Genomic DNA, 24,011 nt, shown 5'->3' with positions numbered 1-24,011 from the left:
TCCCCGTGCCGGGGAGGAATTTCAGCATGGTGATGCTCTCGCGCACCGCGTCGTCGCTCTACTGGCTCGGCCGCTATGTCGAGCGCGCCGATTTCGTCGCGCGGCTGGTCGAGGCCACCGTCCGGCTCGACGCGCTGTCGCCCACCCCGGCGGGCGAGGCGGCGTGGGAAAGCGCGCTGCGCGTCACCGATAGCGATGCGCTCTATGCCGATACCGGCGCGCCGATCGACCAGGCGAATGTCGCGCGCTTCCTGACGATCGATTCGGAAAATGCCGGCTCGCTCGTCCGCTGCCTCGACATGGCGCGCAACAATGCGCGTGCGGTGCGCACCGCGCTCACGCGCGAGGCCTGGACCGCGATCAACCGCGCCTGGCTGTTGTTCAACAGCCAGCTGCGCCCGGGCAACGCGATGGCGACGCTAAACCTGGTCGAGGCTGTGAAGGCCGAAACGCGCGGGTTCGAGGGCGCGGTGCTGCGGATGATGCGCAACGAAGCGGTGTGGCTGATCCGGCTGGGTGCCGCGATCGAGCGCGCCGACAACACCGCGCGGCTGGTCGACGTCAAATATCATCTGCTGCTGCCCGAGGGCGAGCCGGTCGGCGGCATCGTCGATCGCGACCAGTGGACCACGATCCTGCAGACGGTGTCGGCGGTGACCGCCTATCGCTGGCTCTATGCCGAGGGGCTCAAGCCCAATCTGGTGATCGATCTGCTGCTCACCCGCCCCGAACTGCCGCGCTCGCTCGCCGCCTGCGTCGAGGAGACGGTCGAGGTGCTCAGCCTGGTCGGCAAGCGCACCGGGCTGCAGGGCGAGGCCGATCGGTTGGCGCGCAACCGCATGGCCAAGCTTCACCGCACCCGCACCCACGAGGTGATCGTGCGCGGGCTGCACGAATATCTCGACGAATTCATCGCGGAGAATGCGGCGCTCGATGCCGCGATCGCCCGCCAATTCCGGTTCATCTGATGCGCATCACGATCGATCATCGCACCCGTTATGCCTTTAGCGAGCCGCAATTGCGGCTGGTCCAGGCGCTGCGGCTGTCGCCCGACGACACCAACGACCAGACGATCGTCAGCTGGCGGATCGACGTCGATTGCGACGCGCGGCTGCGCGAGGCGCGCGACGGCTTGGGCAACAAGCTGACGATGCTCTACGCCGACGGTCCGCTCGAAAGCATCGAGATCAGCGTTCAGGGCGAGGTGCTGACCGCGGGCGCCGACGGCTTCGTCCACGGCACCGCCGAGCCGCTGCCACCTGCTTTCTATCTGCGCGAGACCGAGCGCACGCGAGCGGGCGAAGCACTGTCCGCGTTTGTCCTGGCAGCAGTCGGGGAAGGCGGAACTGCGGGGATCGACGCCGCGGTTCGCGCGATGCACGACCGCTTCACGATGGCCGAGGACAGCCATGACCCGCTGCGCGATGCCGAAGCAGCGTTCTCAGACGACCGCGCGACCGGCCGCGAACTCGCACAGATGCTGGTGGCGGGACTGCGTAGCGCGCGGGTGCCCGCGCGCTATGTTAGCGGCTATCGCCAGGCGCAAAGCGAACGCTGCTCACCCCACGGCTGGGTCGAGGCGCATCTGCCGGATCTGGGGTGGATGGGGATCGATCCGTCGGTAGGTGCCCGGATCGATGAGCGCTACGTGCGCGTCGCGGTGGGGCTCGATGCCGGCGACGCGACCCCGGTCGCGGGATCGCGGCTCGGACCGGGCGAGGAAGAGCTCGACGTCGCGCTTCGGGTGGCGGTGGTCGGCGGGAATGCTTGAGCACCGCCTCTACCCACCCCGTTCGTCCTGAGTAGGGGCTGAGCGAAGGCGAAGACCCTTATCGAAGGACATTGCCCCAAGCGGGCCGGTGCTTCGATACGCCTCCCTTCGACTGCCTGCCAAGGCAGGCGCTCCGGACAGGCTTCGACAAGCCTGTCCTGAGCTTGTCGAAGGGCTCAGCAGCTACTCAGCACGAACGGGGTGGGGTAGTCGGTCGCGGTCGCCTCAAACCATCGCCGCCACCCGAGCGCACGCCGGCACCGCCACCGCATCCACCTCGAGCGGCCCCCAGCCGTTGCGGTCGAGCACCTCCATCGGGCGATAGCGCGTCTTATATTCCATCCGCGCCGACCCCTTCACCCAATAGCCGAGATAGACATAGGGCAGCTTGGCGGCGCGCGCGCGCATGATGTGGTCGAGGATGATGTAGTTGCCCAGCCCCTGGCGCGCGTCGGGTGCGGCGTCGAAGAAGCTGTAGATCATCGACAGCCCGTCGGCCTGCTGGTCGCTGATGCACGCCCCCACCAGCTTGCCCGGGCGGCCGCCTGCCGAGGGCTCGCGATATTCGACGACATAGCTGCGCACCGGGCTGTGCTCGACCATGTCGGCATAGTCGCCCTCGTCCATCGCCGCCATGCCACCGCCGGGATGCCGGTTTTCCAGATATTGCGTCAGCAGCTCGAACTGCTCCTCGGTCGCCCAGGGGCGGCAGGCGCTGACTTCGAGATCACCGTTGCGGCGGAGCAATTTGCGCTGCGTCGCATTGGTCTCGAAGCGTTCGGCGACGACGCGGACCGATTGGCACGCGCTGCAACTGGGGCAGCTAGGGCGATAGGCGACGCCCTGGCTGCGGCGAAAGCCGATCCGCCCGAGCGCGTCGTTGAGCTCGCCGGCATGCTGGCCGTTGAGTTCGGTGAACACCTTCCGCTCCTGCCGCCCGGGCAGATAGGGGCAGGGGGTCGGGGTGGTCACGAAGAACCGGGGAAAACGAAACGGCGCGGTCACGCTGCGGAAAAGCCCTTCGAACCAGGCCGCGAACTGCGACCGTGGGCCCACTATGTGGCCGCGCGGCAATGATGAAAAGCTTGTTAACCAAGGAAAGAGCGTTAACGCGCGAAAGAGTTTCGCCGAACCGCGACCGGCCCCGGTGCGGGCGTCAGGCGAGCTCGACGGGGCTCACTTCGTAATGCGCCGCGGTCAGCGCCGCCATCAGCCGGTCGAGATGCGCCTTGTCGCGCGTCTCGCATTCGATGTCGGTGATGAGGCCCTTGGCGGGCAGCGTGGTGAACACCCGCTGGTGATACACCTCGATGATGTTGACGCCCTGTTCGTGGAAGATCCGCGCCACGTTGAACAGCGCGCCGGGGCGGTCCTGCAGCCGCACCCGCAGCCGCGCGAGCCGGCCCGAGCGCGCCAGGTCGCGCAGCAGCACGTTGGCGAGCAGCCGCGTGTCGATATTGCCGCCGCACAGGATCGTGCCGACGGTCTTCCCGCGAAATTTCTCGGGGTGCGCGAGCAGCGCGGCGAGGCCGGCGGCGCCGGCGCCCTCGACCACGGTCTTTTCGATCTGCAGCAACAGGCTGACCGATTCCTCCAGGCTGCGCTCGTTGACCAGCACGATATCGTCGACCAGCTCGCGAACGATCTGCGCGGTCAGCCCGCCGGGCTCCTTCACCGCGATCCCCTCGGCCAGCGTATCGCCGCCGCACGGCAGGTCGGTGCCGTTGATCCGGTTGTACATCGACGGGAACAGCTCGGCCTCGACCCCGATCACCTCGATCGGCCGGTCGCTCGCCTTGGCGACCGTCGCGACGCCCGAGATCAGCCCGCCGCCGCCGATCGGCACCAGGAAGGTGTCGATTTCGGGTACGTCCTCGAGCATCTCGATCGCGATCGTCCCCTGGCCCGCGATGATCCGCGCATCGTCGAACGGATGGACGAAGGTATAGCCGTTGGTCGCCTCCAGCTTGCGCGCATGCGCGTGCGCGGCGTCGAAGGTTTCGCCCTCCAGGATCACCGTCGCGCCATGGCCTTCGGTCTGCGTCACCTTCACCGTCGGCGTGTTCTGCGGCATCACGATCGTCACCGGGATGCCCAGCCGGTTGCCATGATAGGCCAGCCCCTGCGCGTGATTGCCCGCCGACGCCGCGATCACCCCCTTGGCACGTGCCGCCGCGTCGAGCTGGAGGAGCGTGTTGAGCGCGCCGCGCTCCTTGTAGGCGGCGGTGAACTGGAGGTTCTCGAACTTCAGATACACCGTCGCCCCGGTCAGCTGCGACAGCGTCCGGCTGATCAAGGTCGGCGTGCGCACCACCGCATCGGCGATCCGGATATGCGCGGCGCGCACATCGTCGAGGGTCACGAGCGCGGAGGCGGGCGGTGCGACGGGAAGGGTAGCCATGCGACAGCGCCTAGCCGATCGCGCGCGCCGGGGAAACCGGGTTGCGATTTCGCCGCCGAGCCTCGAAACTAGCCGCCATGCATCGCTATTTCTTTTCGCTGCGCGTCGCCGTGCTGGTGGTGCTCGCAGGAATCGCGGTCGCTTCGGTCGACCTGTTCGTCAATGGCTTCGTGGTGGTGAGCGATCCCGATCATGTGCTCGCGTCGGGGGCGCTGGTGAGCGGCGCGGGCGAGCGGCGGCCGCTGCGCGAATTCGCCAGCGGCTATTGGGCGACGCGGCCGCGCCAGGATGCCGCGGTGAAGCTCACCTGTCGCACCGGACGCGAGGTGGCCGCGGGCTATGCGACGCGTGGGGTTCGCACCAGCTATACGGTACGCGCCGACGATTGCGCCGCCGTTGCGGGGCGCGCGGCTCGCGCCTAAGGCAGTGCGCATGGCAGCAATCGCATTCATCGGAACCGGCGTCATGGGCGCGCCCATGGCGGGGCACCTCGTCAAGGTCGGGCACAAGGTCACCGTCTACAACCGCACCCGCGCCAAAGCCGAAGCCTGGGCAGCGGCGCATGGCGGCGCGGTCGCCGCGACCCCGGCGGAGGCGGCGGCTGGCAAGGACGCGGTGATCACCTGCGTCGGCAATGACGACGATCTGGCGGGGGTCACGCTGGGACCGGACGGCGCATTCGCGGCGATGCGCGACAATGCGGTCTTCATCGATCACACCACGGTCTCTGCATCGATCGCGCGGCGGCTGGCGGGTGCGCGCGCGCTGGTGGTCGATGCGCCGGTGTCGGGCGGGCAGGCGGGTGCCGAAAACGGCAAGCTTTCGATCATGTGCGGCGGCTCGGCGGCGGCGCTCGCGGTCGCCGAGCCCTTGATGCAGGCCTACGCCGCGCGGATCGTCCATGTCGGCGATGCCGGTGCCGGCCAGACGACCAAGATGGTCAACCAGATCGCGATCGCCGGGGTGCTCCAGGGCGTGAGCGAAGCGCTGCGCTTCGCGCAGGCCGCCGATCTCGATCTCGAGAAGGTGTTCGAAGCGATTTCGGGCGGCGCGGCGCAGAGTTGGCAGATGGTCAATCGCTGGCAAACGATGGGCGAGGATCGGTTCGATTTCGGCTTCGCGGTCGATTGGATGCGCAAGGATCTCGGGCTGGCGCTCGACGAGGCCAAGCACAACGGCGCATCGCTGCCGGTCGCGGCGCTGGTCGATCAATTTTACGCCGAGGTACAGAAGATGGGCGGCGCTCGGCAGGACACGAGCGCGTTGGTGCGGAGATTGCCGAAGTGATGAACAACATTCTCTCCTCCCTGAAGGGGAAGGGAGCCTTGGCCGCCCTTGCCCTGCTCGCCGCCAGCCCAGCCTTTGCTGACGCGCTGGTCGAGAATGTCGACGGCATGACGCTCGACGAGAACGGCCGCGTCGTGCGCTTCACCGGCGTGCTGGTCGATCGCGACGGCAAGGTGTCCAAGCTGCTCCAGCGCCGCGACAAGCGGCCCGAAAAGCTCGACTGGCGGATCGACATGAAGGGGCGGATCCTGATCCCCGGCATGATCGACGCGCACGGCCATGTCATGGGGCTGGGCTTCCAGGCGCTCGCGCTCGATTTGTCCGAAACGCAGAGCTTCGACGAGGCCAAGGCCAAGATCGTCGCCTATGCCGCGGCCAATCCCGATCGCCCCTGGATCACCGGCGGCGGCTGGAACCAGGAACGCTGGGGGTTGGGGCGCTATCCCAACGCCGCCGAGCTCGACGCGCTGGTGCCGGGCAAGCCGGTATGGCTCGAACGCGTCGATGGCCATGCCGCCTGGGCCAACAGCGCGGCGATGAAGGCTGCGGGCATCACCGCCAAGAGCGAATCGCCGAGCGGCGGCCGGATCGAAAAGGGCGCCAATGGCCAGCCGAGCGGGGTCTTCGTCGATGCCGCGATGGCGCTGGTGGGCAAGGCGGTGCCAGCCCCGTCGCCGCGCGACCGCAACGCCGCCTTCCTCGAAGCGCAGAAGATCCTGCTGCGCAACGGCATCACCGCCACCGCCGACATGGGCACCAGCCTCGACGACTGGATGACCTATCGCCGGATGGCCGATCTCAATTTCCTGCGCGTCCGGCTGATGACCTATGCCGATTCGGTCGATACCGCGGTGCGCGTCGGCGGCAGCGGGCCAACCCCGTGGCTCTATGCCGACAAATTGCGGATGGGCGGGATCAAGCTGTATCTCGACGGCGCGCTCGGCTCGCGCGGCGCCTGGCTCAAGGCGCCCTATGCCGATGCCGCGGGCCAGACCGGGCTGCCCTTCCAAACCGATACCCAATTGCTCAACCAGATGAGCCGCGGCGCGATGGACGGCTTCCAGCTCGCGATCCACGCGATCGGCGACCGTGCGAACGGTCAGGTGCTCGACGCGATCGACGAGATGCAGACGAGCTACAAGGGCGACCGGCGCTGGCGGATCGAGCATTCGCAGATCGTCGATGCTGCCGATCTGCCGCGCTTCGGGCGCAACGGCATCATCGCCTCGATGCAGCCGGTTCACCAGACCAGCGACCGCACGATGGCCGAGACACGCCTCGGCGCCGAGCGGCTCGGCGGCGCCTATGCGTGGCGCTCGATGCTCCGAAACAACGCGCGGATTGCGTTCGGATCGGACTATCCGGTCGAGAACCCCAATCCGTTCGTCGGCTGGGCGGCGGGCTTTACCCGCCAGGGTCCCGATGGCCAGCCCTTTGGCGGCTGGCGCGCCGAGGAAGCGCTGACGCGCGAGGAAACATGGAAGGCGTTCACGATCGACGCCGCCTATGCGGGGTTCGCCGAATCGAAGTTCGGGCGGCTCGCGCCCGGCATGCGCGCCGATTTCGTAATCGTCGATCGCGACCCGAGCGCGGTGTCGCCCGCCGAGCTTCGCCAGACGGTGGTGCTCGAGACCTGGGTCGGCGGCCAGAAGGTGTTCGAGCGCGGTGGCCGCGAGGATGCGGTCCCCGAGGCGCTCACGCGCGATCCGGTGCGCGGCGGGCCGCCGGGGCGCTAACCCTTCGTCACCCCGGCCTGATGCGGGCACTGACCGGCGGGCCCGAACCCCCACCGTCGTCACCGGCCTTGTGCCGGGGTCCACTATGCCGCTTACGACGCCGCCCGAGCCTCTAGCCGATGCGGTCGCGGCACGGTGCGCCCCGGCACCAGGCCGGGGTGACGGGCGGGGGCGGCCCCCACGAAGCTTTTGTTTCCCCCGCAATCGCTCGGCTGCTTTGCGCACTGCAGCATGAGCGCATAGCTTGGGGCCATGCACGCACCCGTATCCAAGCCAACGATCGATCGCACCGGGCTGATCCAGGGCGTCGCCGCCTATTCGATCTGGGGGGTGCTGCCGCTCTATTTTCTGCTGCTCGAGGGCGTCGGATCGAGCGAAGTCGTCGCCAGCCGGGTCATCTGGTCGTTGGTGCTGTTGACCATCGTCGTCCTCGCGATGCGCCGCGGCGACAAGCTGCTGACCGCGCTGCGCGACCGGCGGGTGATGCTCGCGCTCACCGCCAGCGCCGCGCTGATCTCGGTCAACTGGCTGGTCTATATCTGGGCGGTCCAGCATCAGCAGGTGCTTGCGGGCAGCCTCGGCTATTTCCTCAATCCGCTCATCAACGTGCTGCTCGGCGTCGTCGTGCTGCGCGAGCGGCTGACGCGGCTGCAAGGGCTGGCGGTGGGAATCGCCGCGGTCGGCGTCGCGGTGCTCGCGGCGGGGGCGGGCGAGGGGCTGTGGATCAGCCTGACGCTGGCGATGTCGTTCGCGCTCTACGGCCTGGTGCGCAAGATGGTGCGCGTCGAATCGATCGAGGGGCTGGCGCTCGAAACCGCGATCCTCACCCCTTTCGCGCTCGCCTATCTCGCCTGGATGGCGAGCACCCATTCGCTCGCCTTCGGCGACCGCACCGATGTTAGCATCCTGCTGGTGCTCACCGGCATCGTCACCGCGGTGCCGCTGCTGCTGTTCGCTGCTTCGGCGCGGCGGTTGCCTTATGCGATGGTGGGGTTGCTGCAGTACATCGCGCCGACGCTCCAGTTCGCGCTGGCGGTGCTGTGGCTGGGCGAACCGCTCACCACCGCGCACATCATCTGCTTCGTCTGCATCTGGACGGGGCTGGCGCTGTACGTCGGCAGCGGCTTCCTGCCCAAGCGCCGCCCGGTCCCGGCCGGCTGACATTGTTGCCGATCGGCAGATTGCCGCTTAGAGCGCGGGCATGACGCTTTACACCCGCTTTGCCGCCCATCTCAACGCAGCCCTCGACGCGCTGGTCGCCGCTGGCGACCTGCCCGCCGGGCTCGAACGCCGCGCGGTCACCGTCGAGCCGCCGCGCGATTCCAGCCATGGCGACCTGGCGACCAACGCCGCGATGGTGCTCGCCAAGCCCGCGGGCACCAACCCGCGCGCGCTCGCCGAAAAGATCGTCGCCGAGCTCGGGAAGATCGACGAGGTTTCGGCGGTGTCGGTCGCCGGCCCCGGCTTCATCAACCTGACGCTTACCGACGCCACCTGGCGCGACGAGCTGGCGACGATCCATGCCGAGGGCGACCGCTACGGCCGGTCGGAGATGGGCAAGGGCACCACGGTCAACATCGAATATGTCTCGGCCAACCCCACCGGCCCGATGCATATGGGGCATTGCCGCGGCGCGGTGGTGGGCGACGCGCTCGCCGCCCTGCTCGAATTCGTCGGCCACGACGTGATCCGCGAATATTATGTCAACGACGCGGGCGGCCAGGTCGATACGCTCGCGCGCTCGGCGCATCTTCGCTATCGCGAGGCGCTCGGCGAGACGATCGCGATCCCCGAGGGGCTCTACCCCGGCGAATACCTGAAGCCGATCGGCGAGAAGCTGGCCGCCGAACATGGCGTGGCGTTCGTCGACGCCCCCGAAGCCGAATGGCTCGCGCTGTTCCGGCGCGAGGCGGTGGCGGCGATGCTGGTGATGGTCCGCGCCGATCTTGCCTTGCTCGGCATCCACCACGACAAATTCGCCTCCGAGGCCGAGCTCCAGGCGGCGGGCAAGCCCGAGGCGGCGGAAGCGTGGCTGCGCGCGCGCGACCTGGTCTATGACGGCGTGCTGGAAGCTCCCAAGGGCGAAGTCGCCGATGATTGGGAACCGGTCGAGCTGCCGCTGTTCCGCTCGACGAAGTTCGGCGACGATCAGGATCGCCCGATCAAGAAGTCGAACGGGGCTTGGACCTATTTCGGCGCCGACCTCGCCTATCATTTCCAGAAGGCCGAGAGCGCCGACCAGCTGATCGACATCTGGGGCGCCGACCATGCCGGCACGGTCAAGCGCATCGTCGCCGCGGTCAACGCGCTGACCGAGGGCAAGACGCGGTTCGACGTCAAGCTGGTGCAGATGGTGCGGCTGCTGCGCGCGGGCGAGCCGGTGAAGATGTCGAAGCGCTCGGGCAATTTCGTCACGCTCGCCGATGTGGTCGAGGAGGTCGGCAAGGACGTCGTCCGCTTCACGATGCTGACGCGCAAGGCCGATGCGCAGATGGATTTCGATTTCGCCAAGGTCGTCGAGGCGTCGAAGGACAATCCGGTCTTCTACGTCCAATATGCCCATGCGCGGATCGCATCGCTCCACCGCCGTGCGCTCGAAGCGGGAATCGAACCGACCGCTACGCCCGACCTGTCCCGCCTTGATACGGAGGAGCTGGCGCTGGTGAAGCTGGCGGCGCAGTTCCCGCGCATCGCCGAAAGCGCCGCGCTGGCGCGCGAGCCGCACCGAATCGCGTTTTATCTCTACGACTTGGCTGCCGAATTTCACGCCGCGTGGAATGTCGGCAACGAACGCGCCGACCGCCGCTACCTGATCGCCGACGATGCCGGGCTTACGCAGGCACGGCTTTATCTGGCGGGCGCGATCGGGCAGATCATCCGCAGCGGTCTCGGCGTCATGGGCGTCGTGGCGGTCGAGGAGATGCACTGATGACGACTCTCGAAATGACCGGCGACTCGATCGAACGCGACGAGGATCGGCTGCCCTGGCTCGAAACCGTCGACGACGGCTATGATGACCGGCCGTCGATGCTGCGGCTGGTCCTGCTGATCGGCGTCGGGCTGGCGGTGATCGCCGCCGCGGTCGCGGGTCTCTATTGGTATCAGGATCGCCGCGTAACCGGCGGATCGGGCGAGCTTATCGCCGCGCCCGAGGGGGATTATAAGGTCAAGCCCGACCAGCCCGGCGGCATGCGCGTCGCGGGCGAGGGCGATGCGGTGTTCAAGACCAGCGAAGGCAGCGCGACCAAGGCGCGCGTCGACCTTTCGGCGGTGCCCGAAGCGCCCGTCGCCGGCCGTGCGCAGCCGCAGGCGGTGCCCGTCGCCCCGCCCAGCGGTCGCCGCGTCGAGGCCGATGTGCCACCCCCCTCGGGTCGGCTGAGCGCGGCTGCGCCCGCCACCGCCACCCCGCCGCCTGCGGCGACCGGCGGCGGCGGTGCGGTGGTCCAGCTCGGATCGTTCCCCAGCGACGCGGTCGCGCAAGCGTCGTGGAAGCAGCTCTCGAGCCGCTTCGGCTATCTCGCCGGGCTCGGCCAGTCGATCCAGGCCGCCGAGGTCAATGGCCGCACCGTCCACCGGCTGCGCGTCAACGCCGGCAGCAACGCGCAGGCGCGCGAGATCTGCGGCAAGCTGAAGATCGCGGGCGAGGCGTGCTTCGTGGTGTCTTGAGCCTTCCCCGTTCGCGCTGAGCTGGTCGAAGCGTCGGCCTGCACCGTCCACCGCCACGCGCGCTGAGAGGACGGGCCGCCCCTTCGACAGGCTTAGGGCGAACGGGGGTTCATAATATCCGCGCGGTTCGCTACCCCCCGCCGATGCAACCCGTGATCTATGGCCTCTCCGGCCTGACGCTGACCGCCGACGAGCGTGCCTTCTTCGCCGATGCCGATCCGCTCGGCTACATCCTCTTCGGCCGCAACGTGCGCGATCGCGCGCAGCTCCGCGCGCTGACCGACGAGCTTCGCGCGCTCTCTGGCCGCGACGAATTGCCGATCCTGATCGACCAGGAAGGTGGCCCGGTCGCGCGGATGCGCGCCCCCGAATGGTCCGCCTTTCCCGCCGGCCCCGCCTTCGCCGCACTGTGGCAGGTCGCACCGATCTCGGCGATCGAGGCGGCGCGCTGCAACGCGCACGCGATCGCGCTGACGCTCGCCGAGGTCGGCATCACCGTCGATTGCATGCCGCTGCTCGACGTCCCGGTCGCCGGCGCCGCCACTGTCATCACCAGCCGCGCTTATGGCGACGAACCGATGCAGGTCGCCGCGATCGGTCGCGCGGTGCTCGACGGGCTCGCGCGCGGCGGGGTGGTGGGGGTGGTCAAGCACATGCCCGGCCATGGCCGCGCCGGAGTCGACAGCCATCTCGAACTGCCGCGCGTGACCGCATCGGACGCCGAGCTGGCGATCGACCTCGAACCCTTCGCCTCGCTCGCCGATGCACCGATGGGCATGACCTGCCATTGCGTGTTCGAGGCCTGGGATGCCGAGCGCCCGGCAACGCTGTCGCCGATCGTGATCGAGGAAGTGATCCGCGGGCGGATCGGCTTCGACGGGCTGTTGATGAGCGACGATATCGACATGAAGGCGTTGTCGGGCAGCGCGGGCGACAAGGCCGCCGGCGTGCTGGCGGCGGGGTGCGACGTCGTGCTCGATTGCTGGGGGCGGATGGACGAGATGGTCGATATCGCGGGCAGGGTGGGGGAGATCACCCCGCGGGCACGTGAACGGCTCGACCGCGCGATGGCGTCGCGGACCGCAGGGGTAATCGAGGGTGACATCGCCGAACTCACCGCCAAGCGCGATTCGCTGCTCGCCCTGGTGTGATGCCGAAAGCCTTGGTGCGGCGGCATTGTCTGGCATATCCTGCGGCGATGCGTCGTGCTCCCACCGGCCTTTGCCCTCTCGCGCCTCGCCGCGATGGCTGACCCCGAACCGACGCTCACCGTCGCGCTCGACGGGTGGGAGGGGCCGCTCGACCTGCTGCTCGGCCTCGCGCGCGCGCAGAAGGTCGATCTCAAGGCGATCTCGATCCTCGACCTGGTCGAGCAATATCTCGCCTTCATCGAAGGCGCGCGCGCGCTCCAGCTCGAAGTCGCCGCCGATTATCTCGTGATGGCGGCGTGGCTCGCCTATCTCAAATCGGCACTGCTGCTGCCGCGCGACCCGCAGGAGACGCCGAGCCCCGAGGAACTCGCGCTTCGCCTCACGCTCCGGCTCGAACGGCTGAACGCGATGCGCGAGGCAGGCGCGCGGCTGATGGCGCGCGACCGGATGGGCCGCGACGTGTTTCCGCGCGGCGCGCCCGAAGGGCTGCGCACCGATCGGCGGACGCGCTGGGAGGCCGAGATCTACGACCTGATCGCGGCTTATGGCCAGATCAGCGCGCGCTCGCGCCCGGTGATGCACGTCGTCGCGCGCCGCGCGGTGATGACGCTCGACGAAGCGATCGCGCGGGTGTCGCGGATGGTGGGCGAGGCGATCGACTGGGCAGTGTTGGCAAGCTTCCTGCCGCTCACCCCCGACGAAGCGTATCGCCGCTCGGCGCTGGCATCGAGCTTCGTCGCCGCGCTCGAACTCGCGCGGCAGGGCAGGCTCGAATTGCGCCAGGCATCGCCCTTCGCGCCGCTGTACGTGCGCGAACTCGCATGACGCCCCCCGACGATCTGGTCCGCGCGGTCGAGGCGGTGTTGTTCGCCTCGCCGACGCCGCTCACGCCTTCGCAGATCGCCGAGCATCTGGGCGAGGGCGCCGACGTTCGCCGCGCGCTGGGTACGCTGGCGGACCACTATGCCGGGCGCGGCATCGCGCTGGTCCGGCGCGGCGAGCATTGGCATTTCGAGACCGCGGGCGACCTGGCGCATTTGCTGCGCCGCGACCGCGAGGACAGCCGCAAGCTCAGCCGCGCCGGGATCGAGACCTTGGCGATCATCGCCTATCACGAGCCCGTCACCCGCGCCGAGATCGAGGCGATTCGCGGCGTGCAGGTCGCCAAGGGGACGATCGACGTGCTGATGGCGGCGGGCTGGGTGCGTCCCGCCGGGCGCCGCGAAGTCCCCGGCCGGCCGCTAACGTACGCCACGACGGCGGGGTTTCTCGACCATTTCGGGCTGGCGAGCCGGCGCGACCTGCCCGGCATCGACGATCTGCGCGCCGCGGGGCTGCTCGATCCGGTCGATCTGTCGATCGAGGTGGTATCTGCCGACGACTCGGACTAGATAGGGCCCGACACGAGGAGAATTGTCATGGGTGGTTTCAGCCTGATGCATTGGCTGGTGTTCGGCGTGATCGCGATCCTGTTGCTGGGTGGTGGTCGCTTCTCGAACCTGATGGGTGACGTTGCCAAGGGCATCAAGAACTTCAAGAAGGGCATGATCGAGGACGACGACGACAAGGTCGAGCCGAGCCGGATCGAAGCCCAGCGCGCCGCCGAGCCCGCGTTCAAGACCGACGCCGATCGCACGCGCGACGATCGCTGAGGCGACGCCTTTTTGACTTTCGGCGCGCCCGGGTGGCGCGCCGCTAACGGCGGAGCACGATGCTCGACTTCAATCTGAGCGAGATGATCGTGGTCGCGGTCGTCGCGCTTCTGGTCATCGGTCCCAAGGACCTGCCAAAAGCGATGCGCTTCGTCGGCCAATGGGTCGGCAAGGCGCGTGGCGTCGCGCGCCAGTTCCGCAGCGGCTTCGATGCGATGGTGCGCGAAGCCGAGCTGGCCGAGATGGAAAAGAAATGGGCCGATGAAAACGCGCGGATCATGCGCGAGCATCCGCCCGAGCCTGCGCAGTCGCCCGAGCCCGCGCAGGCGATGCTGCCGGCACCCGAAGGCGACGTGGCGCACGCCTATGACGGCGACCAGCCGCCGGTGACCGTCGCCAAGCCCGATATCCGGCCCGAGATCGGGTCGGTCGACACACCGCACCTCGCGCCCGCCGATTCGCCCGATCTCCCGGCTGCCGACGGCAAGGCGCCATCGTGAGGGACGATATCGACCAGAGCCAGGCGCCGCTGCTCGATCACCTGATCGAACTGCGTAAGCGCGCGCTGTATTGCGTGCTCACCGTCGTGATCGCGTTCGCGGTCTGCTACGCCTTTGCCGAGGAAATCTTCGCGTTCCTGGTCCAGCCGCTGGTCGCTGCCGGACAAAAGCGCGTCATCTTCACCCAATTGTTCGAAGCCTTCTTCGTCCGGGTGAAGGTCGCGTTGTTCGCGGCGCTGATGATCTCGTTCCCGGTGCTGTCCAACCAGCTCTGGCAGTTCGTCGCACCCGGCCTGTATCGCGCCGAGAAGCGCGCGCTGTTCCCGTTCCTGCTGGCGACGCCGGTGCTGTTCACCGCGGGCGCGTCGCTCGCCTATTTCGTCACCATTCCGGTGGCGCTGACCTTCCTGCTGAGCTTCCAGGGCAATTTCGGCGGGATCGAGCAGGAGGCCTTACCTTCGGTCGGCAATTATCTGTCGTTCGTGATGCAGTTCCTGTTCGCGTTCGGCATCTCGTTCCTGCTGCCGGTGCTGCTGATGCTGCTCGAGCGCGCCGGCATCGTCACCCGCAAGCAGTTGGTGAGCGCGCGCCGCTACGCGATCGTCGCGGCGTTCGGCATCGCCGCGGTGCTGACCCCGCCCGATATCGGGTCGCAGTTCCTGCTCGCGGTTCCGCTGATCCTTTTGTACGAGCTGGCGCTGATCGGCATCTGGTTCACCGAGCGCAAGCGAGCCAAGAACGCCGACGCGACCGCGACCGACGCGGTGGAAAAGCCCGCCGAATAGAAAAGGGGCCGCGGTTTCCCGCAGCCCCCGATCGATACGCTCGAAAGGATCCGGTCAGTCGACCGCGTCTTCGACCGCCGCACCTGCCGACTGAACGTCGCGCCCAACGCCCTGGACCGTGTTGCATGCGCTTACCAACAATGCGCTGGCGACGATGGCCAGACCGAAAAACTTGCGCATCTTCATTCTCCTTGGCGGATACAAACTCCGGCAATTGAATGATCGCCAAGCGATTTCGTTCCGCATCACGAACCAACTGCTTCGGCGCAATCGGCGGGCTAGGACGAGCCAGGGCTGGAATGAATTAGGCCCGGAAGCGCCTCCGGGGGGGGGAGGGTGGCGCTTCCGGGCCCATGTCGTGGATAGCGAGAGCGGGGGGGCAAATAGTCGCTATCCGAAGAGTAAAACGGCGCGGTCGGACAGGGGTTCCAGCCGATTGCAAGATTATTTTAGGCGCGCATCACCGCGATCGATATCTCATACGCGCCGACCAGCGGGTCATGGTGCAACGGTGCGCGCAGCTGGCGCGCCAGGCCGGTGATGACGCGGCCATAGCGGGTCGCCAGCAGGTGATCGAGCGTCGGTCCGCCAACCAGCGACGGCGAACTCACGCGCAGCGTGGCGGTGCCGTCATGCTCGCCAGCGCGCATCGTCAGGCGTATTTGCGTTTGCGGCTGGACGTTCATCGCCAGCTCGATCAGCTCGGTTAGCAGAAATGCCACCGCCACCGCGACGTCCTGCGACGCCTGCAATGGTTCGATCTCGAGCGCGATTCCCAGCCGCGACCCGGGGTCGGGCGCGGTCGCGCGGATGTTCGACGCGAGCTCACCGATCACCGATCGCAGCTCGAGCCCGCGATTATCCTCCATCTCGGCGAAGTGATAGCGATGGACCACCGCGAGTGCGTCGACGCGCCGCTGGATCGAGGCATAAGCGGCGGCGGCGTCGGGCGAGGGTGCGCCGCGCGCGTGAAAGTTGATCAGGCTGGCGATCACCTGCAGATTATTCTTCACGCGGTGATGGACTTCGCGGGTCAATTTGGTCTGGCGGACCAGCCCTTCGGCCAGATCGGCTTCGTGCAGCCGTACCGTGCGCGTGATCCCTTCGAACGTATCGCCCAGTTCGCGGATTTCCTGCGCCGGCATTGCGCCATATTCGATCGGCTGGAGCACTTCGCCCGGCTGGTAGGTGCCGACATTGGCACGCAGCCGGCGAAGCGGGCGGATCAGCAACCGGTCGACGACGAACCAGCCGATCCCCGCAGCCGCCGCCCACATCAGCAGCGGCAGGATCATCGCGATCAGCAAGGGCGAAGTGATCGGCAGGGCGCTGACCGTCATCGCCACCGCGAGTTCGGGGATGCCGATCGGCGCAATGTGCGTATCGCGCCGGCTGAGGGTAGACTGGTTGGCAAGTTCGGTAAGCGGCAGCGCGTCGCCATTGCGCGTCAGCCTGCTGCCGTAGCCCGGAGCGAGCCCGGTAGGACGCGCCACCACTGCGAGGAACTCGGTCGGGAAATAGGCGGTGGCTGCGACGGTACCGCCGCGCGCGCCGATCGCCAGGATCAGGCCGTCATCGGCCATCGTCACCCCGATTCGGCCATCGCCGCCGACGCGCTGCGTCGCCTTGATCGGCTCGCCGCACAGCAGACGACCGCTGGCATCGGTGATCGCGAACCTTGTACCGGTCGAAAACTGTTGCCCGAACACGCCGCGCGCGCGCGCGCACGCCGGGCTGTTGGCGGGATCGCGTTCCAGCGCGTTGGCGGCATCGCGTAGCGCGGTCATATCGCCGACCAATTCGATCGTCAGCGCGCGTGCGCCCTGTTCGGCGGCGACGCGTAGCTGCGCGCGCGCCTCCATGTCCGATGCTCGGTTGGTTTGCAGCGAAGCGAAAAAGGCGATCAGCGCCAGCGGCAACAGCGCACAACTGAGGATCAGGAATACCTTGGCGCCGGTCGGAATGCGCGCCAGTCTGTCCCCGGCGCGGGTCGGCTCCGGGGTGTCCTGATCGGTAATGCTCATGCTGTCGGCTAATCTAGCTTTTTGAGGAGGTCCAGCAACTCGTCGGGAATGCTTTCGTCGATTGCCTGGCGGTACACTGCACGCAACGCGTCCCCCACGGACTTTTCGCTGTGGCGCGATTCCGACGCACTTTTCGCCGTCACCGCTTCGTTTGTGGGTTTATTCCCAGGACGCACCAATTTCCCCCTTCATCCCGCAACGCGCGGCACGATGATATGATCGACCTTCTGTGCAACTTCTGCAGCAAGTTGGCCAGCGACTATGACTTTTTCGGGTTGCACACCATCCGACCGCAGCATTTTGTACCGCGCTAGCAAGTGCGCTTCCGGGGTGAAACCAAAAACAATCTCGTTGGTTCCAGACGCGAAGCAAAAACGGGGGATGCGTCCCCCGCCATTGCGCTCGCATCAAAAAACGCCTTTGAGCGTTGTCATATATCGCGCTCAACTGGATGGAGACCACCCCGATCATGTCGCTTGGCCAACAGCTTGCTCCCCATCTTCCTTTCCTGCGCCGCTACGGCCGCGCGCTGACGGGGAGCCAGACCGAAGGCGACCGCTATGTGCGCGCCACGCTCGAAGCCATCGTCTCGGCGCCCGAGGAGTTTCCCAAGGACGTCGATCCGCGGCTCGGGCTGTACCGCACGTTCCAGGCGATCTGGTCGTCGGCGCACATCGACGATGACCGCTTTCCCGGCGAAGCGTCCAGCGATCCCGAAGCAATCGCACGCGCCCGGCTCTCGCGCATCGCGCCGCTGTCGCGCCAGGCATTGCTGCTGACCGCGATGGAAGGCTTCACCGTCGAGGATGCGGCGTATCTGATCGACGTGTCCGACGACGAGATCGACACCCTGGTGTCCGATGCGCTGTCCGAAATCGAGCAGCAGACCCGCGCGCGGGTGCTGGTGATCGAGGATGAGCCGATCATCGCGATGGACATCGAAACGATCGTCCGCGATCTCGGTCATGAGGTCACCGGCGTTGCGGTGACGCGCGACGAAGCAGTCGCATTGGCGATGGAAGATCGTCCCGGCCTCGTCTTGGCGGACATCCAGTTGGCCGATGACAGCTCGGGCATCGATGCGGTCAAGGACATCCTTGCGCAGTTCAACGTCCCCGTGATCTTCATCACCGCCTTCCCCGAACGGTTGCTGACGGGGGAACGCCCCGAGCCGACCTTCCTGATCACCAAGCCGTTCCAGCGATCGACGGTGAAGGCGGCGATCAGCCAAGCATTGTTCTTCGATCAGTCATCGGTACCCGCCGGCTGATCGCACCGAAGCCAGATTTCAGTCTATTCAAGGGGGCGCTTACATGGCCGACCAGAACGAACCACATATCGATACCGACCGCGCCCGCGCCGGCGCCACCCCGCATATGACGCGGTATATCCTGCCGATCTCGCTGGTGCTGGTGGTGATTATTTTCGCCGTATTGCTGCTGAGCTGAACGCGGCAACCCCGGCGCAAGGCCGGGGAGGGGGGTGGCCAACCCCCCCGCTACCCCCTATCTTCGCGGTTCCGGTGTGGATCGACCGCACCCTGTTGAACGGATACGAATGTCGCAGCACGACGAGCATGACGAAGCGCCCGAAGTCGAGGTAGTAGTCGAACATGTCTCGCTTTCGGATAGCGAGTTCAAGGTTCAGTTGACCCAGGTAATCCCGCATCTTCGCGCCTTCGGGCGGTCTTTGTCGGGCAGCCGTGACCTGGCCGACGATCTGGTGCAGGAAACCTTGCTGAAGGCATGGGCGGCGCGCCAGCGCTTCCAGGCGGGTACCAACATGCGTGCCTGGACCTTCATCATCCTGCGCAACCTGTATCTGTCGCAGATGCGGCGGGCGCGGTTCAAGGGGGAGTGGGACGATCTCGTGGCCGACCGGCTGCTGGCGGCTCCCGCTAGCCAGGACCGTCATGTCGAGCTCACCGATATGCAGCGTGCCCTACTGCATCTGCCGCGCCCGCAGCGTGAGGCGCTGATTCTGGTGGGGGCGGGCGGTTTCGCTTATGAAGAGGCGGCGGAAATCTGCGAAGTCGCGGTCGGCACGATCAAGAGCCGGGTGGCGCGTGGCCGCGTAGCGCTGGAGAATCTGCTGACCGACGGCGCCTTGCCGTCACGCCGCGAACATGATGCCGGCGGGCGCAGTGCGCTCGATACGATCATGGGCGAAGTCGAGGAACTCAGCCGCGATCGCTGAGCATGGCCTAGGCGTCGAGGGCGGGCGAAGCGTCGATCCGTGCAAGAAGCTCGAGCATGTCGCCCGGCAGCGCGCGTTCGCGACCATACACCCGGCGCAGCACCCCGCCGATGGTGTCGCCGGCTTGCGGCATCGCGATGACGACGTGCATGGCATCGTCATTGGTTCCATGATGCGGCGAAAGCATTTTCATACAGGCGACAACGAGCCATTGGCCGATTTGTTGCCGCAATGTTGCAGCTTCAGCGAATTCTTCTGCGGGGCACATGATGAACCCAATTGCTGACGCCCGCGCGCTGTCCGAAGCGCTCGATCGCGCGCGCCAATTCGCGCCTTTTCTCGCCTGGTTGATCGACCGCGAGCCCGACCTTGCTGCTGATGCTGCGGCCGCCCTGGCCGATCCGCTGCGCATCGCGGCGGGGGACATCGACGAGCGACCGGTCGCGCAACGCTTGCGGATCGAGCGCCGGCGGCTGGCGCTGCTCGTGGCGCTCGGTGACTTGGCAGGGGTTTATCGCTTCAAGCAGGTGGTCGGAACGCTGACGAGCTTTGCCGACCACGCGCTCGACACCGCGATCCGCACCGCGATCGAGGAGCGCACGCCGGGGGCGGCGCCCACCGGGTTCGTCGCGATCGCCTTGGGCAAGCAGGGGAGCCACGAGCTCAATTACTCGTCGGATATCGATCCGATCCTGCTGTACGATCCTGCTACCTTGCCGTGCCGCCCGCGCGAGGATGTCGAGGATGCCGCGGTACGCATCGGCAAGCGCGTGGTCGAATTGCTGCAGGCGCGCGACGCCGATGGCTATGTGCTGCGCGTCGACCTCCGGCTGCGGCCTTCGCCCGAGATCACCCCGATCGCGCTGCCGGTCGATGCCGCGATCGGCTATTATGAATCACAGGCGCTGGCGTGGGAGCGCGCGGCGTTCATTCGCGCGCGTTCGGCGGCGGGCGATATCGCGCTGGGTGAGCGGTTCCTGGCCGCGATCCGGCCGTTCGTGTGGCGCCGCGCGCTCGATTTCGGGACGATCGCCGAGATCCGCCAGATTACCGTCCGCATCCGCGACCATCATGTCCAGGGGCAGGCGTTCGGCGCGGGATACGACCTCAAGCGCGGCCGCGGCGGCATCCGCGAGATCGAATTTTATGCGCAGGTCCACCAACTGATCCACGGTGGCCGCGACCCGGTGCTGCGCGCGCCCGCCACGCTCGATGCGCTCGCGGCCTTGGCGGCGGCGGGCTGGATCGACGCCGGCGACGCGGTCCACCTTGCCGAGGCCTATCGCCTGCTGCGCACGATCGAGCATCGCGTCCAGATGATCGACGATCGCCAGACCCACGCGCTGCCGAGCGGCGAGGCGCTCGATCGCGTGGCGCGGCTGCATGGCCTGCAGGATGGCGCGGCGCTGCTCGACCTGCTGCGCCCGCATGTCGAGCGGGTGGGGCGGATCTACGACGCTATCGAACCGCAGGGCGAGACGCGGCTTCCGGGCGGCGACGATGGGCTGGGCGAGCGGCTTCGCGTGCTCGGGTTCGGCGAAACCGACGCAGTGGTGCGGCGGATCGAGCAGTGGCGGACGGGCAACTACCCTGCCTTGCGCAGCCCGCCCGCGCGCGCCGCGCTCGAAGCGGTGCTGCCGCAATTGTGCGAGGCGTTCGGCGACGCGCCCGATCCCGCGGCGGCGGTCGCCCGGCTCGATACGATGCTCGCGCGGCTGCCCAGCGCGATCAACTTCTTCCGCCTGCTCGAAGCGCAGCCGTCGCTGATGCGCCTGCTCGCGACGACGCTGAGCTATGCCCCGACGCTCGCCGACACGCTCGGGCGGCGGATCGAATTGCTCGACGGGCTGATCGACGCCAGCGCGCTCGATCCGGTGGGGTCGGTCGCCGAACTGGCGGGCGAGATGCGGCTGCGCTCGTTCGACGGCGACGGCTATGAGCGCCAGCTCGATCATGTCCGCCGGATCGTCAACGAAAAGCGCTTTGCGCTTGGGGTACAGATCGTCGCGGGCACCGCCGATCCGCTCGACGTCGCGGCGGGCTATGCGCGCGTCGCCGAAGCCGCGATCGTCGCGCTGGGCGATGCGACCGTCGCCGAATTCGCGCGGCGGCATGGCGTGGTGCCCGGCAGCGAACTGGTGGTGCTCGCGCTCGGCCGGCTCGGCGGGGCGGCGCTCACCCATGCGTCGGACCTCGACCTGATCTATCTCTTCACCGGCGATCACGGCGGCGAGTCGGACGGCGCAAAGCCCTTAGCCGCGGTGCTCTACTACAACCGATTGGCGCAGCGGCTCACCGCCGCGCTATCGGTCGCGACCGCGTCGGGGCCGCTCTATCCGGTCGATACCAGGCTGCGCCCTTCGGGAACGCAGGGGCCGCTGGTGGTCTCGCTAGAGGGCTTCGCGCGCTACCAGCGCGAGAGCGCGTGGACCTGGGAGCATATGGCCCTCACCCGCGCGCGGGCGGTCTTCGGCTCGCCCGCCGCGCGCGCCGCGACGCAAGCCGCGATCGATACGGTGCTGGCGGGCGAACGCCCCGAACGCGACATCGTCGCCGAAGCGCGCGCGATGCGGCGCGACATTCGCGCGCACAAGCCCGCGCAAGGCCCGCTCGATGCCAAGCTGCTCGATGGCGGGCTGGTCGATCTCGAATTCGCCGTCCATGTTCGGCAGCTGGTGCATCGCTCCGGCTTTTCGCCCGATCTGCCCACCGCGATCGCGTCGCTGGTCGCCGCGGGGCATCTGCCGGCGGCGATCGGCCCGGCGCATGATCTGCTGACGCGGCTGCTGGTGACGCTGCGGCTGGTCGCTCCCGACGCGCAGCCCCCCGCGGTGCCGACGCAGGCGCTGATCGCGCGCGCGCTGGCACTGCCCGACTGGGGCGCGGTGGTTGCATCGCTCGAGGCGACGCGCCAGGAAGTGCGCGCCGCCTGGGCGGCGATTGGTGGAGACGAAGAATGACGCTCGAACCCGGTGCCCCGATCCCCGACGTCGCGGTGACGCTGCCCGACGGCAGCGTGCGGCGCCTGGCCGACGCTACCGGCCGCCCGCTGGTGGTGTATTTCTACCCCAAGGACGATACGCCGGGCTGCACCCGCGAGGCGCAGGGCTTTTCGGAGGCGATGCCCGCTTTCGAGGCGGCGGGTGTCGATATCCTCGGCATCTCGAAGGATCCGCCCGCCAAGCACCAGAAGTTCGCCGCCAAATATGCGCTCGCTGTACCGCTCGCCAGCGACGTCGACGACAGGGTCTGCGAAGCGTTCGGCGCCTGGGTCGAAAAGAGCATGTACGGCAAGCAATATATGGGGATCGACCGGTCGACCTTCCTGTTCGGCGCCGATGGCCGGCTGGTGCGCGCCTGGCGCAAGGTGAAGGTGCCGGGCCATGTCGACGAGGTGCTCGCGGCCGCCAACGCGCTGCCGCGGGGGTAGCGCTAACGGGATTCGGGCCGGACGTTGGGCTGGAATTCGGCTGATTAAGCCGCCGTTCAACGACTCGCCGTGCCGCCAACCCGGTCTAACGCGCACAAATCATACTGCTATTGCTGTCGATGCGTAGTTTCCGCACAACCCAATCGTCAGAGCGCGGAGGGGCTGCGATCGTGACAAACCTCTCGCAGCCGCCATTCTGGGGGCCGCGCAACATGGTCGCCGGGGAAAAATGAACAATCTTTCCAGCAGCAAGAACGAAAGCCTGTCCAACAGGTTCCGAAGCTTTTTCAGCACCCGCGATTTCATCTTCCATGACGGCCACAAGCTCCGCCGCCTTTCGGTGACCGGCCGTACCCAGGCGATGATGGCCGGGGTCGCCGCGATCACGCTGACCTTCTCGGCGCTCGGCGTCGCTCAGACCGTCGATGGCGCGCTAGAGACCAACGGTTTCGCCGCCGCCGATGCCGAACTGGCGCAGATGGAAGCCGAAGTCGTCCGGATGCGCGCCGACGTCGCGTCGGTGAAACAGACCGCCGAGGCCCATGCCGCCCGCGTCGAGCAGCGCCAGGCACTGATCGCCTCGGTCCTCAGCGGGAAGGGTGACCCCCAGGAACTCGCCGCACTCGCCGAAATCCCCGCCAACCCCGCTGCCGCCTCGATCATCGCCCCCCTCCGCCGGATCGAGAACCAGCAGGTCGCCTTCGCCATCCAGGCCCGCGCCGCCACCGAGCAGCGGATCGCCGCCACCGAAAAGCATCTCCGCCGCCTGGGCGTCCGCCCCGACCGCGTTCTTTCGAAGGCCGGCCTGGCCATGGGCGGTCCGTTCGAGCCGCTCGACCGCGAAGCCGAGGCGGAAGCCGCCGCCGAGCCCAATGCCGATGCGCAGTTCCGCTCGCTGTTCCAGAGCTGGAAGAAGCTCGACACGCTCGAACAGGCGGTGATCGCGATCCCGTCGCTCCAGCCGGTCGAGAACCTCACCTTGACCTCGAGCTTCGGCGTCCGTTCGGATCCGTTCCGCGGCACTGCGGCGATGCATGCCGGCCTCGACATTCCCGGCCCGATCGGCACCCCGGTCTATGCCACCGCCGACGGCGTCGTCAGCCGCGCGCAGCGCGCCGGCGCCTATGGCAACCTCGTCGAGATCAACCACGGCAAGGGCATCCAGACGCGCTACGGTCACCTCTCGCGCGTCATCGTGTCGGACAACACCCGCGTGAAGCGCGGCCAGCTGGTCGGGCTGATGGGCTCGACCGGGCGTTCGACCGGCAGCCATCTTCACTATGAGGTCCGCATCGACGGTCGTCCGGTCAATCCGATGCCGTATATGCAGAGCGCCGACATGCTGCTCGCCTCGCAGGACAAGGCGCTGCGCCAGCGCGCGAACGTCGGCGGTCCGCTGTCGAAGTAAGCCG

The 24,011-nt window shown here is 67.7% G+C and carries 26 protein-coding genes; 20 read left to right on the top strand and 6 right to left on the bottom strand.

Annotation, left to right across the window (positions count from 1 at the left end):
* The first annotated feature begins 32 nt into the window (after positions 1–32).
* Both NMP03_RS08065 and NMP03_RS08060 read left to right on the top strand, forming a co-directional pair.
* Positions 33–968: an alpha-E domain-containing protein gene (locus NMP03_RS08065; protein ID WP_256508061.1), complete on the top strand. Its 936-nt coding sequence runs from the start codon at positions 33–35 to the stop codon at positions 966–968.
* Entirely contained in the window at positions 968–1,771 is an 804-nt protein-coding gene (locus tag NMP03_RS08060; protein WP_256507957.1) for a transglutaminase family protein, read from the top strand. The genes NMP03_RS08065 and NMP03_RS08060 overlap by 1 nt, the downstream gene beginning before the upstream one ends.
* A gap of 225 nt (positions 1,772–1,996) precedes the next feature.
* Here NMP03_RS08060 and NMP03_RS08055 read toward each other — a convergent pair whose 3' ends face one another.
* Positions 1,997–2,776, bottom strand: coding sequence for an arginyltransferase (locus NMP03_RS08055; RefSeq protein ID WP_256507956.1), 780 nt, complete (start codon positions 2,774–2,776; stop codon positions 1,997–1,999).
* A 151-nt stretch (positions 2,777–2,927) separates the two neighbouring features.
* Complete coding sequence (locus tag NMP03_RS08050; protein ID WP_256507955.1) at positions 2,928–4,172, bottom strand: threonine ammonia-lyase; 1,245 nt, start codon at positions 4,170–4,172, stop codon at positions 2,928–2,930.
* Positions 4,173–4,249: 77 nt separating this feature from the next.
* On the opposite strand from NMP03_RS08050, the gene NMP03_RS08045 reads away from it, so the two are divergent.
* The 12 genes from NMP03_RS08045 (at position 4,250) to tatC (ending at position 14,949) form a co-directional block, all read left to right on the top strand.
* A complete protein-coding gene (locus NMP03_RS08045) occupies positions 4,250–4,594 on the top strand; it encodes a hypothetical protein (protein ID WP_256507954.1) in 345 nt (114 codons plus the stop codon).
* Between the two features lie 10 nt (positions 4,595–4,604).
* Complete coding sequence (locus tag NMP03_RS08040; protein WP_256507953.1) at positions 4,605–5,459, top strand: NAD(P)-dependent oxidoreductase; 855 nt, start codon at positions 4,605–4,607, stop codon at positions 5,457–5,459.
* Positions 5,459–7,195 carry an amidohydrolase gene (locus NMP03_RS08035; protein WP_256507952.1) on the top strand — a complete coding sequence of 579 codons (1,737 nt, stop codon included), beginning with the start codon at positions 5,459–5,461 and terminating at the stop codon, positions 7,193–7,195. Before NMP03_RS08040 ends, NMP03_RS08035 begins: the two co-directional genes overlap by 1 nt.
* A 252-nt stretch (positions 7,196–7,447) precedes the next feature.
* The gene (rarD, locus tag NMP03_RS08030; RefSeq protein WP_256507951.1) at positions 7,448–8,356 is read left to right on the top strand and encodes an EamA family transporter RarD; all 909 of its coding nucleotides are present in this window, start codon (positions 7,448–7,450) and stop codon (positions 8,354–8,356) included.
* 40 nt (positions 8,357–8,396) lie between these two features.
* A complete protein-coding gene (argS, locus tag NMP03_RS08025; protein WP_256507950.1) occupies positions 8,397–10,124 on the top strand; it encodes an arginine--tRNA ligase in 1,728 nt (575 codons plus the stop codon).
* Complete coding sequence (locus NMP03_RS08020; RefSeq protein ID WP_256507949.1) at positions 10,124–10,861, top strand: SPOR domain-containing protein; 738 nt, start codon at positions 10,124–10,126, stop codon at positions 10,859–10,861. The genes argS and NMP03_RS08020 overlap by 1 nt, the downstream gene beginning before the upstream one ends.
* A gap of 143 nt (positions 10,862–11,004) precedes the next feature.
* Complete coding sequence (locus NMP03_RS08015; protein WP_256507948.1) at positions 11,005–12,012, top strand: glycoside hydrolase family 3 N-terminal domain-containing protein; 1,008 nt, start codon at positions 11,005–11,007, stop codon at positions 12,010–12,012.
* Between the two features lie 93 nt (positions 12,013–12,105).
* Positions 12,106–12,837: a segregation and condensation protein A gene (locus NMP03_RS08010; protein ID WP_256507947.1), complete on the top strand. Its 732-nt coding sequence runs from the start codon at positions 12,106–12,108 to the stop codon at positions 12,835–12,837.
* On the top strand, positions 12,834–13,403 hold the full coding sequence (gene scpB, locus NMP03_RS08005; RefSeq protein ID WP_256507946.1) for an SMC-Scp complex subunit ScpB: 570 nt from the start codon (positions 12,834–12,836) through the stop codon (positions 13,401–13,403). Before NMP03_RS08010 ends, scpB begins: the two co-directional genes overlap by 4 nt.
* Positions 13,404–13,430: 27 nt before the next feature.
* Positions 13,431–13,664, top strand: coding sequence for a twin-arginine translocase TatA/TatE family subunit (locus NMP03_RS08000; RefSeq protein ID WP_256507945.1), 234 nt, complete (start codon positions 13,431–13,433; stop codon positions 13,662–13,664).
* Positions 13,665–13,723: 59 nt separating this feature from the next.
* On the top strand, positions 13,724–14,164 hold the full coding sequence (gene tatB / locus NMP03_RS07995; RefSeq protein ID WP_256507944.1) for a Sec-independent protein translocase protein TatB: 441 nt from the start codon (positions 13,724–13,726) through the stop codon (positions 14,162–14,164).
* Entirely contained in the window at positions 14,161–14,949 is a 789-nt protein-coding gene (tatC, locus tag NMP03_RS07990; protein WP_256507943.1) for a twin-arginine translocase subunit TatC, read from the top strand. The genes tatB and tatC overlap by 4 nt, the downstream gene beginning before the upstream one ends.
* A gap of 54 nt (positions 14,950–15,003) precedes the next feature.
* Here the strand turns inward: tatC and NMP03_RS07985 are convergent, their stop codons facing one another.
* The 3 genes from NMP03_RS07985 to NMP03_RS07975 all read right to left on the bottom strand — a co-directional run bounded on the left by NMP03_RS07985 (position 15,004) and on the right by NMP03_RS07975 (position 17,050).
* Entirely contained in the window at positions 15,004–15,129 is a 126-nt protein-coding gene (locus tag NMP03_RS07985) for an entericidin A/B family lipoprotein (protein ID WP_256507942.1), read from the bottom strand.
* A gap of 269 nt (positions 15,130–15,398) precedes the next feature.
* Positions 15,399–16,973: a sensor histidine kinase gene (locus tag NMP03_RS07980; protein ID WP_256507941.1), complete on the bottom strand. Its 1,575-nt coding sequence runs from the start codon at positions 16,971–16,973 to the stop codon at positions 15,399–15,401.
* 8 nt (positions 16,974–16,981) lie between these two features.
* On the bottom strand, positions 16,982–17,050 hold the full coding sequence (locus tag NMP03_RS07975) for a NepR family anti-sigma factor (RefSeq protein WP_256508060.1): 69 nt from the start codon (positions 17,048–17,050) through the stop codon (positions 16,982–16,984).
* Between the two features lie 392 nt (positions 17,051–17,442).
* On the opposite strand from NMP03_RS07975, the gene NMP03_RS07970 reads away from it, so the two are divergent.
* The 3 genes from NMP03_RS07970 (at position 17,443) to NMP03_RS07960 (ending at position 19,169) form a co-directional block, all read left to right on the top strand.
* On the top strand, positions 17,443–18,243 hold the full coding sequence (locus NMP03_RS07970) for a response regulator (protein WP_256508059.1): 801 nt from the start codon (positions 17,443–17,445) through the stop codon (positions 18,241–18,243).
* 43 nt (positions 18,244–18,286) lie between these two features.
* Positions 18,287–18,421 (top strand): hypothetical protein, encoded by a 135-nt coding sequence (locus NMP03_RS07965; protein ID WP_256507940.1) that lies wholly within the window; start codon positions 18,287–18,289, stop codon positions 18,419–18,421.
* Between the two features lie 109 nt (positions 18,422–18,530).
* Entirely contained in the window at positions 18,531–19,169 is a 639-nt protein-coding gene (locus NMP03_RS07960) for a sigma-70 family RNA polymerase sigma factor (RefSeq protein WP_256507939.1), read from the top strand.
* A gap of 7 nt (positions 19,170–19,176) precedes the next feature.
* On the opposite strand, the gene NMP03_RS07955 is transcribed toward NMP03_RS07960, so the two are convergent.
* On the bottom strand, positions 19,177–19,437 hold the full coding sequence (locus NMP03_RS07955) for a hypothetical protein (RefSeq protein ID WP_256507938.1): 261 nt from the start codon (positions 19,435–19,437) through the stop codon (positions 19,177–19,179).
* Between NMP03_RS07955 and NMP03_RS07950 the strand changes: the two genes are divergently transcribed.
* From NMP03_RS07950 to NMP03_RS07940, 3 genes are all read left to right on the top strand, one after another.
* Entirely contained in the window at positions 19,436–22,129 is a 2,694-nt protein-coding gene (locus NMP03_RS07950; RefSeq protein ID WP_256507937.1) for a bifunctional [glutamine synthetase] adenylyltransferase/[glutamine synthetase]-adenylyl-L-tyrosine phosphorylase, read from the top strand. The two genes, NMP03_RS07955 and NMP03_RS07950, sit on opposite strands and share 2 nt — an antisense overlap.
* Positions 22,126–22,599, top strand: coding sequence for a peroxiredoxin (locus tag NMP03_RS07945; protein WP_256507936.1), 474 nt, complete (start codon positions 22,126–22,128; stop codon positions 22,597–22,599). The genes NMP03_RS07950 and NMP03_RS07945 overlap by 4 nt, the downstream gene beginning before the upstream one ends.
* Positions 22,600–22,828: 229 nt before the next feature.
* Entirely contained in the window at positions 22,829–24,007 is a 1,179-nt protein-coding gene (locus tag NMP03_RS07940; RefSeq protein WP_256507935.1) for a M23 family metallopeptidase, read from the top strand.
* Positions 24,008–24,011: the final 4 nt, after the last annotated feature.

The sequence above is a fragment of the Sphingomonas qomolangmaensis genome (assembly GCF_024496245.1).
In the GTDB taxonomy this organism is placed as follows: Bacteria; Pseudomonadota; Alphaproteobacteria; order Sphingomonadales; family Sphingomonadaceae; genus Sphingomonas; species Sphingomonas qomolangmaensis.
The sequence above is the reverse complement of the archived record's forward strand: the minus strand, read 5'-3'. Positions and strand labels throughout refer to the sequence as shown.

What these genes read in the sequence shown, in the direction of transcription:
- NMP03_RS08065 (WP_256508061.1), top strand. Translation starts at nt 33, where the DNA reads ATGCTCTCGCGCACCGCGTCGTCGCTCTACTGGCTCGGCCGCTATGTC.
- NMP03_RS08060 (WP_256507957.1), top strand. Translation starts at nt 968, where the DNA reads ATGCGCATCACGATCGATCATCGCACCCGTTATGCCTTTAGCGAGCCG.
- NMP03_RS08050 (WP_256507955.1), bottom strand. Translation starts at nt 4,172, where the DNA reads ATGGCTACCCTTCCCGTCGCACCGCCCGCCTCCGCGCTCGTGACCCTC.
- NMP03_RS08045 (WP_256507954.1), top strand. Translation starts at nt 4,250, where the DNA reads ATGCATCGCTATTTCTTTTCGCTGCGCGTCGCCGTGCTGGTGGTGCTC.
- NMP03_RS08040 (WP_256507953.1), top strand. Translation starts at nt 4,605, where the DNA reads ATGGCAGCAATCGCATTCATCGGAACCGGCGTCATGGGCGCGCCCATG.
- NMP03_RS08035 (WP_256507952.1), top strand. Translation starts at nt 5,459, where the DNA reads ATGAACAACATTCTCTCCTCCCTGAAGGGGAAGGGAGCCTTGGCCGCC.
- rarD (WP_256507951.1), top strand. Translation starts at nt 7,448, where the DNA reads ATGCACGCACCCGTATCCAAGCCAACGATCGATCGCACCGGGCTGATC.
- argS (WP_256507950.1), top strand. Translation starts at nt 8,397, where the DNA reads ATGACGCTTTACACCCGCTTTGCCGCCCATCTCAACGCAGCCCTCGAC.
- NMP03_RS08020 (WP_256507949.1), top strand. Translation starts at nt 10,124, where the DNA reads ATGACGACTCTCGAAATGACCGGCGACTCGATCGAACGCGACGAGGAT.
- NMP03_RS08015 (WP_256507948.1), top strand. Translation starts at nt 11,005, where the DNA reads ATGCAACCCGTGATCTATGGCCTCTCCGGCCTGACGCTGACCGCCGAC.
- NMP03_RS08010 (WP_256507947.1), top strand. Translation starts at nt 12,106, where the DNA reads ATGGCTGACCCCGAACCGACGCTCACCGTCGCGCTCGACGGGTGGGAG.
- scpB (WP_256507946.1), top strand. Translation starts at nt 12,834, where the DNA reads ATGACGCCCCCCGACGATCTGGTCCGCGCGGTCGAGGCGGTGTTGTTC.
- NMP03_RS08000 (WP_256507945.1), top strand. Translation starts at nt 13,431, where the DNA reads ATGGGTGGTTTCAGCCTGATGCATTGGCTGGTGTTCGGCGTGATCGCG.
- tatB (WP_256507944.1), top strand. Translation starts at nt 13,724, where the DNA reads ATGCTCGACTTCAATCTGAGCGAGATGATCGTGGTCGCGGTCGTCGCG.
- NMP03_RS07985 (WP_256507942.1), bottom strand. Translation starts at nt 15,129, where the DNA reads ATGCGCAAGTTTTTCGGTCTGGCCATCGTCGCCAGCGCATTGTTGGTA.
- NMP03_RS07980 (WP_256507941.1), bottom strand. Translation starts at nt 16,973, where the DNA reads ATGAGCATTACCGATCAGGACACCCCGGAGCCGACCCGCGCCGGGGAC.
- NMP03_RS07970 (WP_256508059.1), top strand. Translation starts at nt 17,443, where the DNA reads ATGTCGCTTGGCCAACAGCTTGCTCCCCATCTTCCTTTCCTGCGCCGC.
- NMP03_RS07965 (WP_256507940.1), top strand. Translation starts at nt 18,287, where the DNA reads ATGGCCGACCAGAACGAACCACATATCGATACCGACCGCGCCCGCGCC.
- NMP03_RS07960 (WP_256507939.1), top strand. Translation starts at nt 18,531, where the DNA reads ATGTCGCAGCACGACGAGCATGACGAAGCGCCCGAAGTCGAGGTAGTA.
- NMP03_RS07950 (WP_256507937.1), top strand. Translation starts at nt 19,436, where the DNA reads ATGATGAACCCAATTGCTGACGCCCGCGCGCTGTCCGAAGCGCTCGAT.
- NMP03_RS07955 (WP_256507938.1), bottom strand. Translation starts at nt 19,437, where the DNA reads ATGTGCCCCGCAGAAGAATTCGCTGAAGCTGCAACATTGCGGCAACAA.
- NMP03_RS07945 (WP_256507936.1), top strand. Translation starts at nt 22,126, where the DNA reads ATGACGCTCGAACCCGGTGCCCCGATCCCCGACGTCGCGGTGACGCTG.
- NMP03_RS07940 (WP_256507935.1), top strand. Translation starts at nt 22,829, where the DNA reads ATGAACAATCTTTCCAGCAGCAAGAACGAAAGCCTGTCCAACAGGTTC.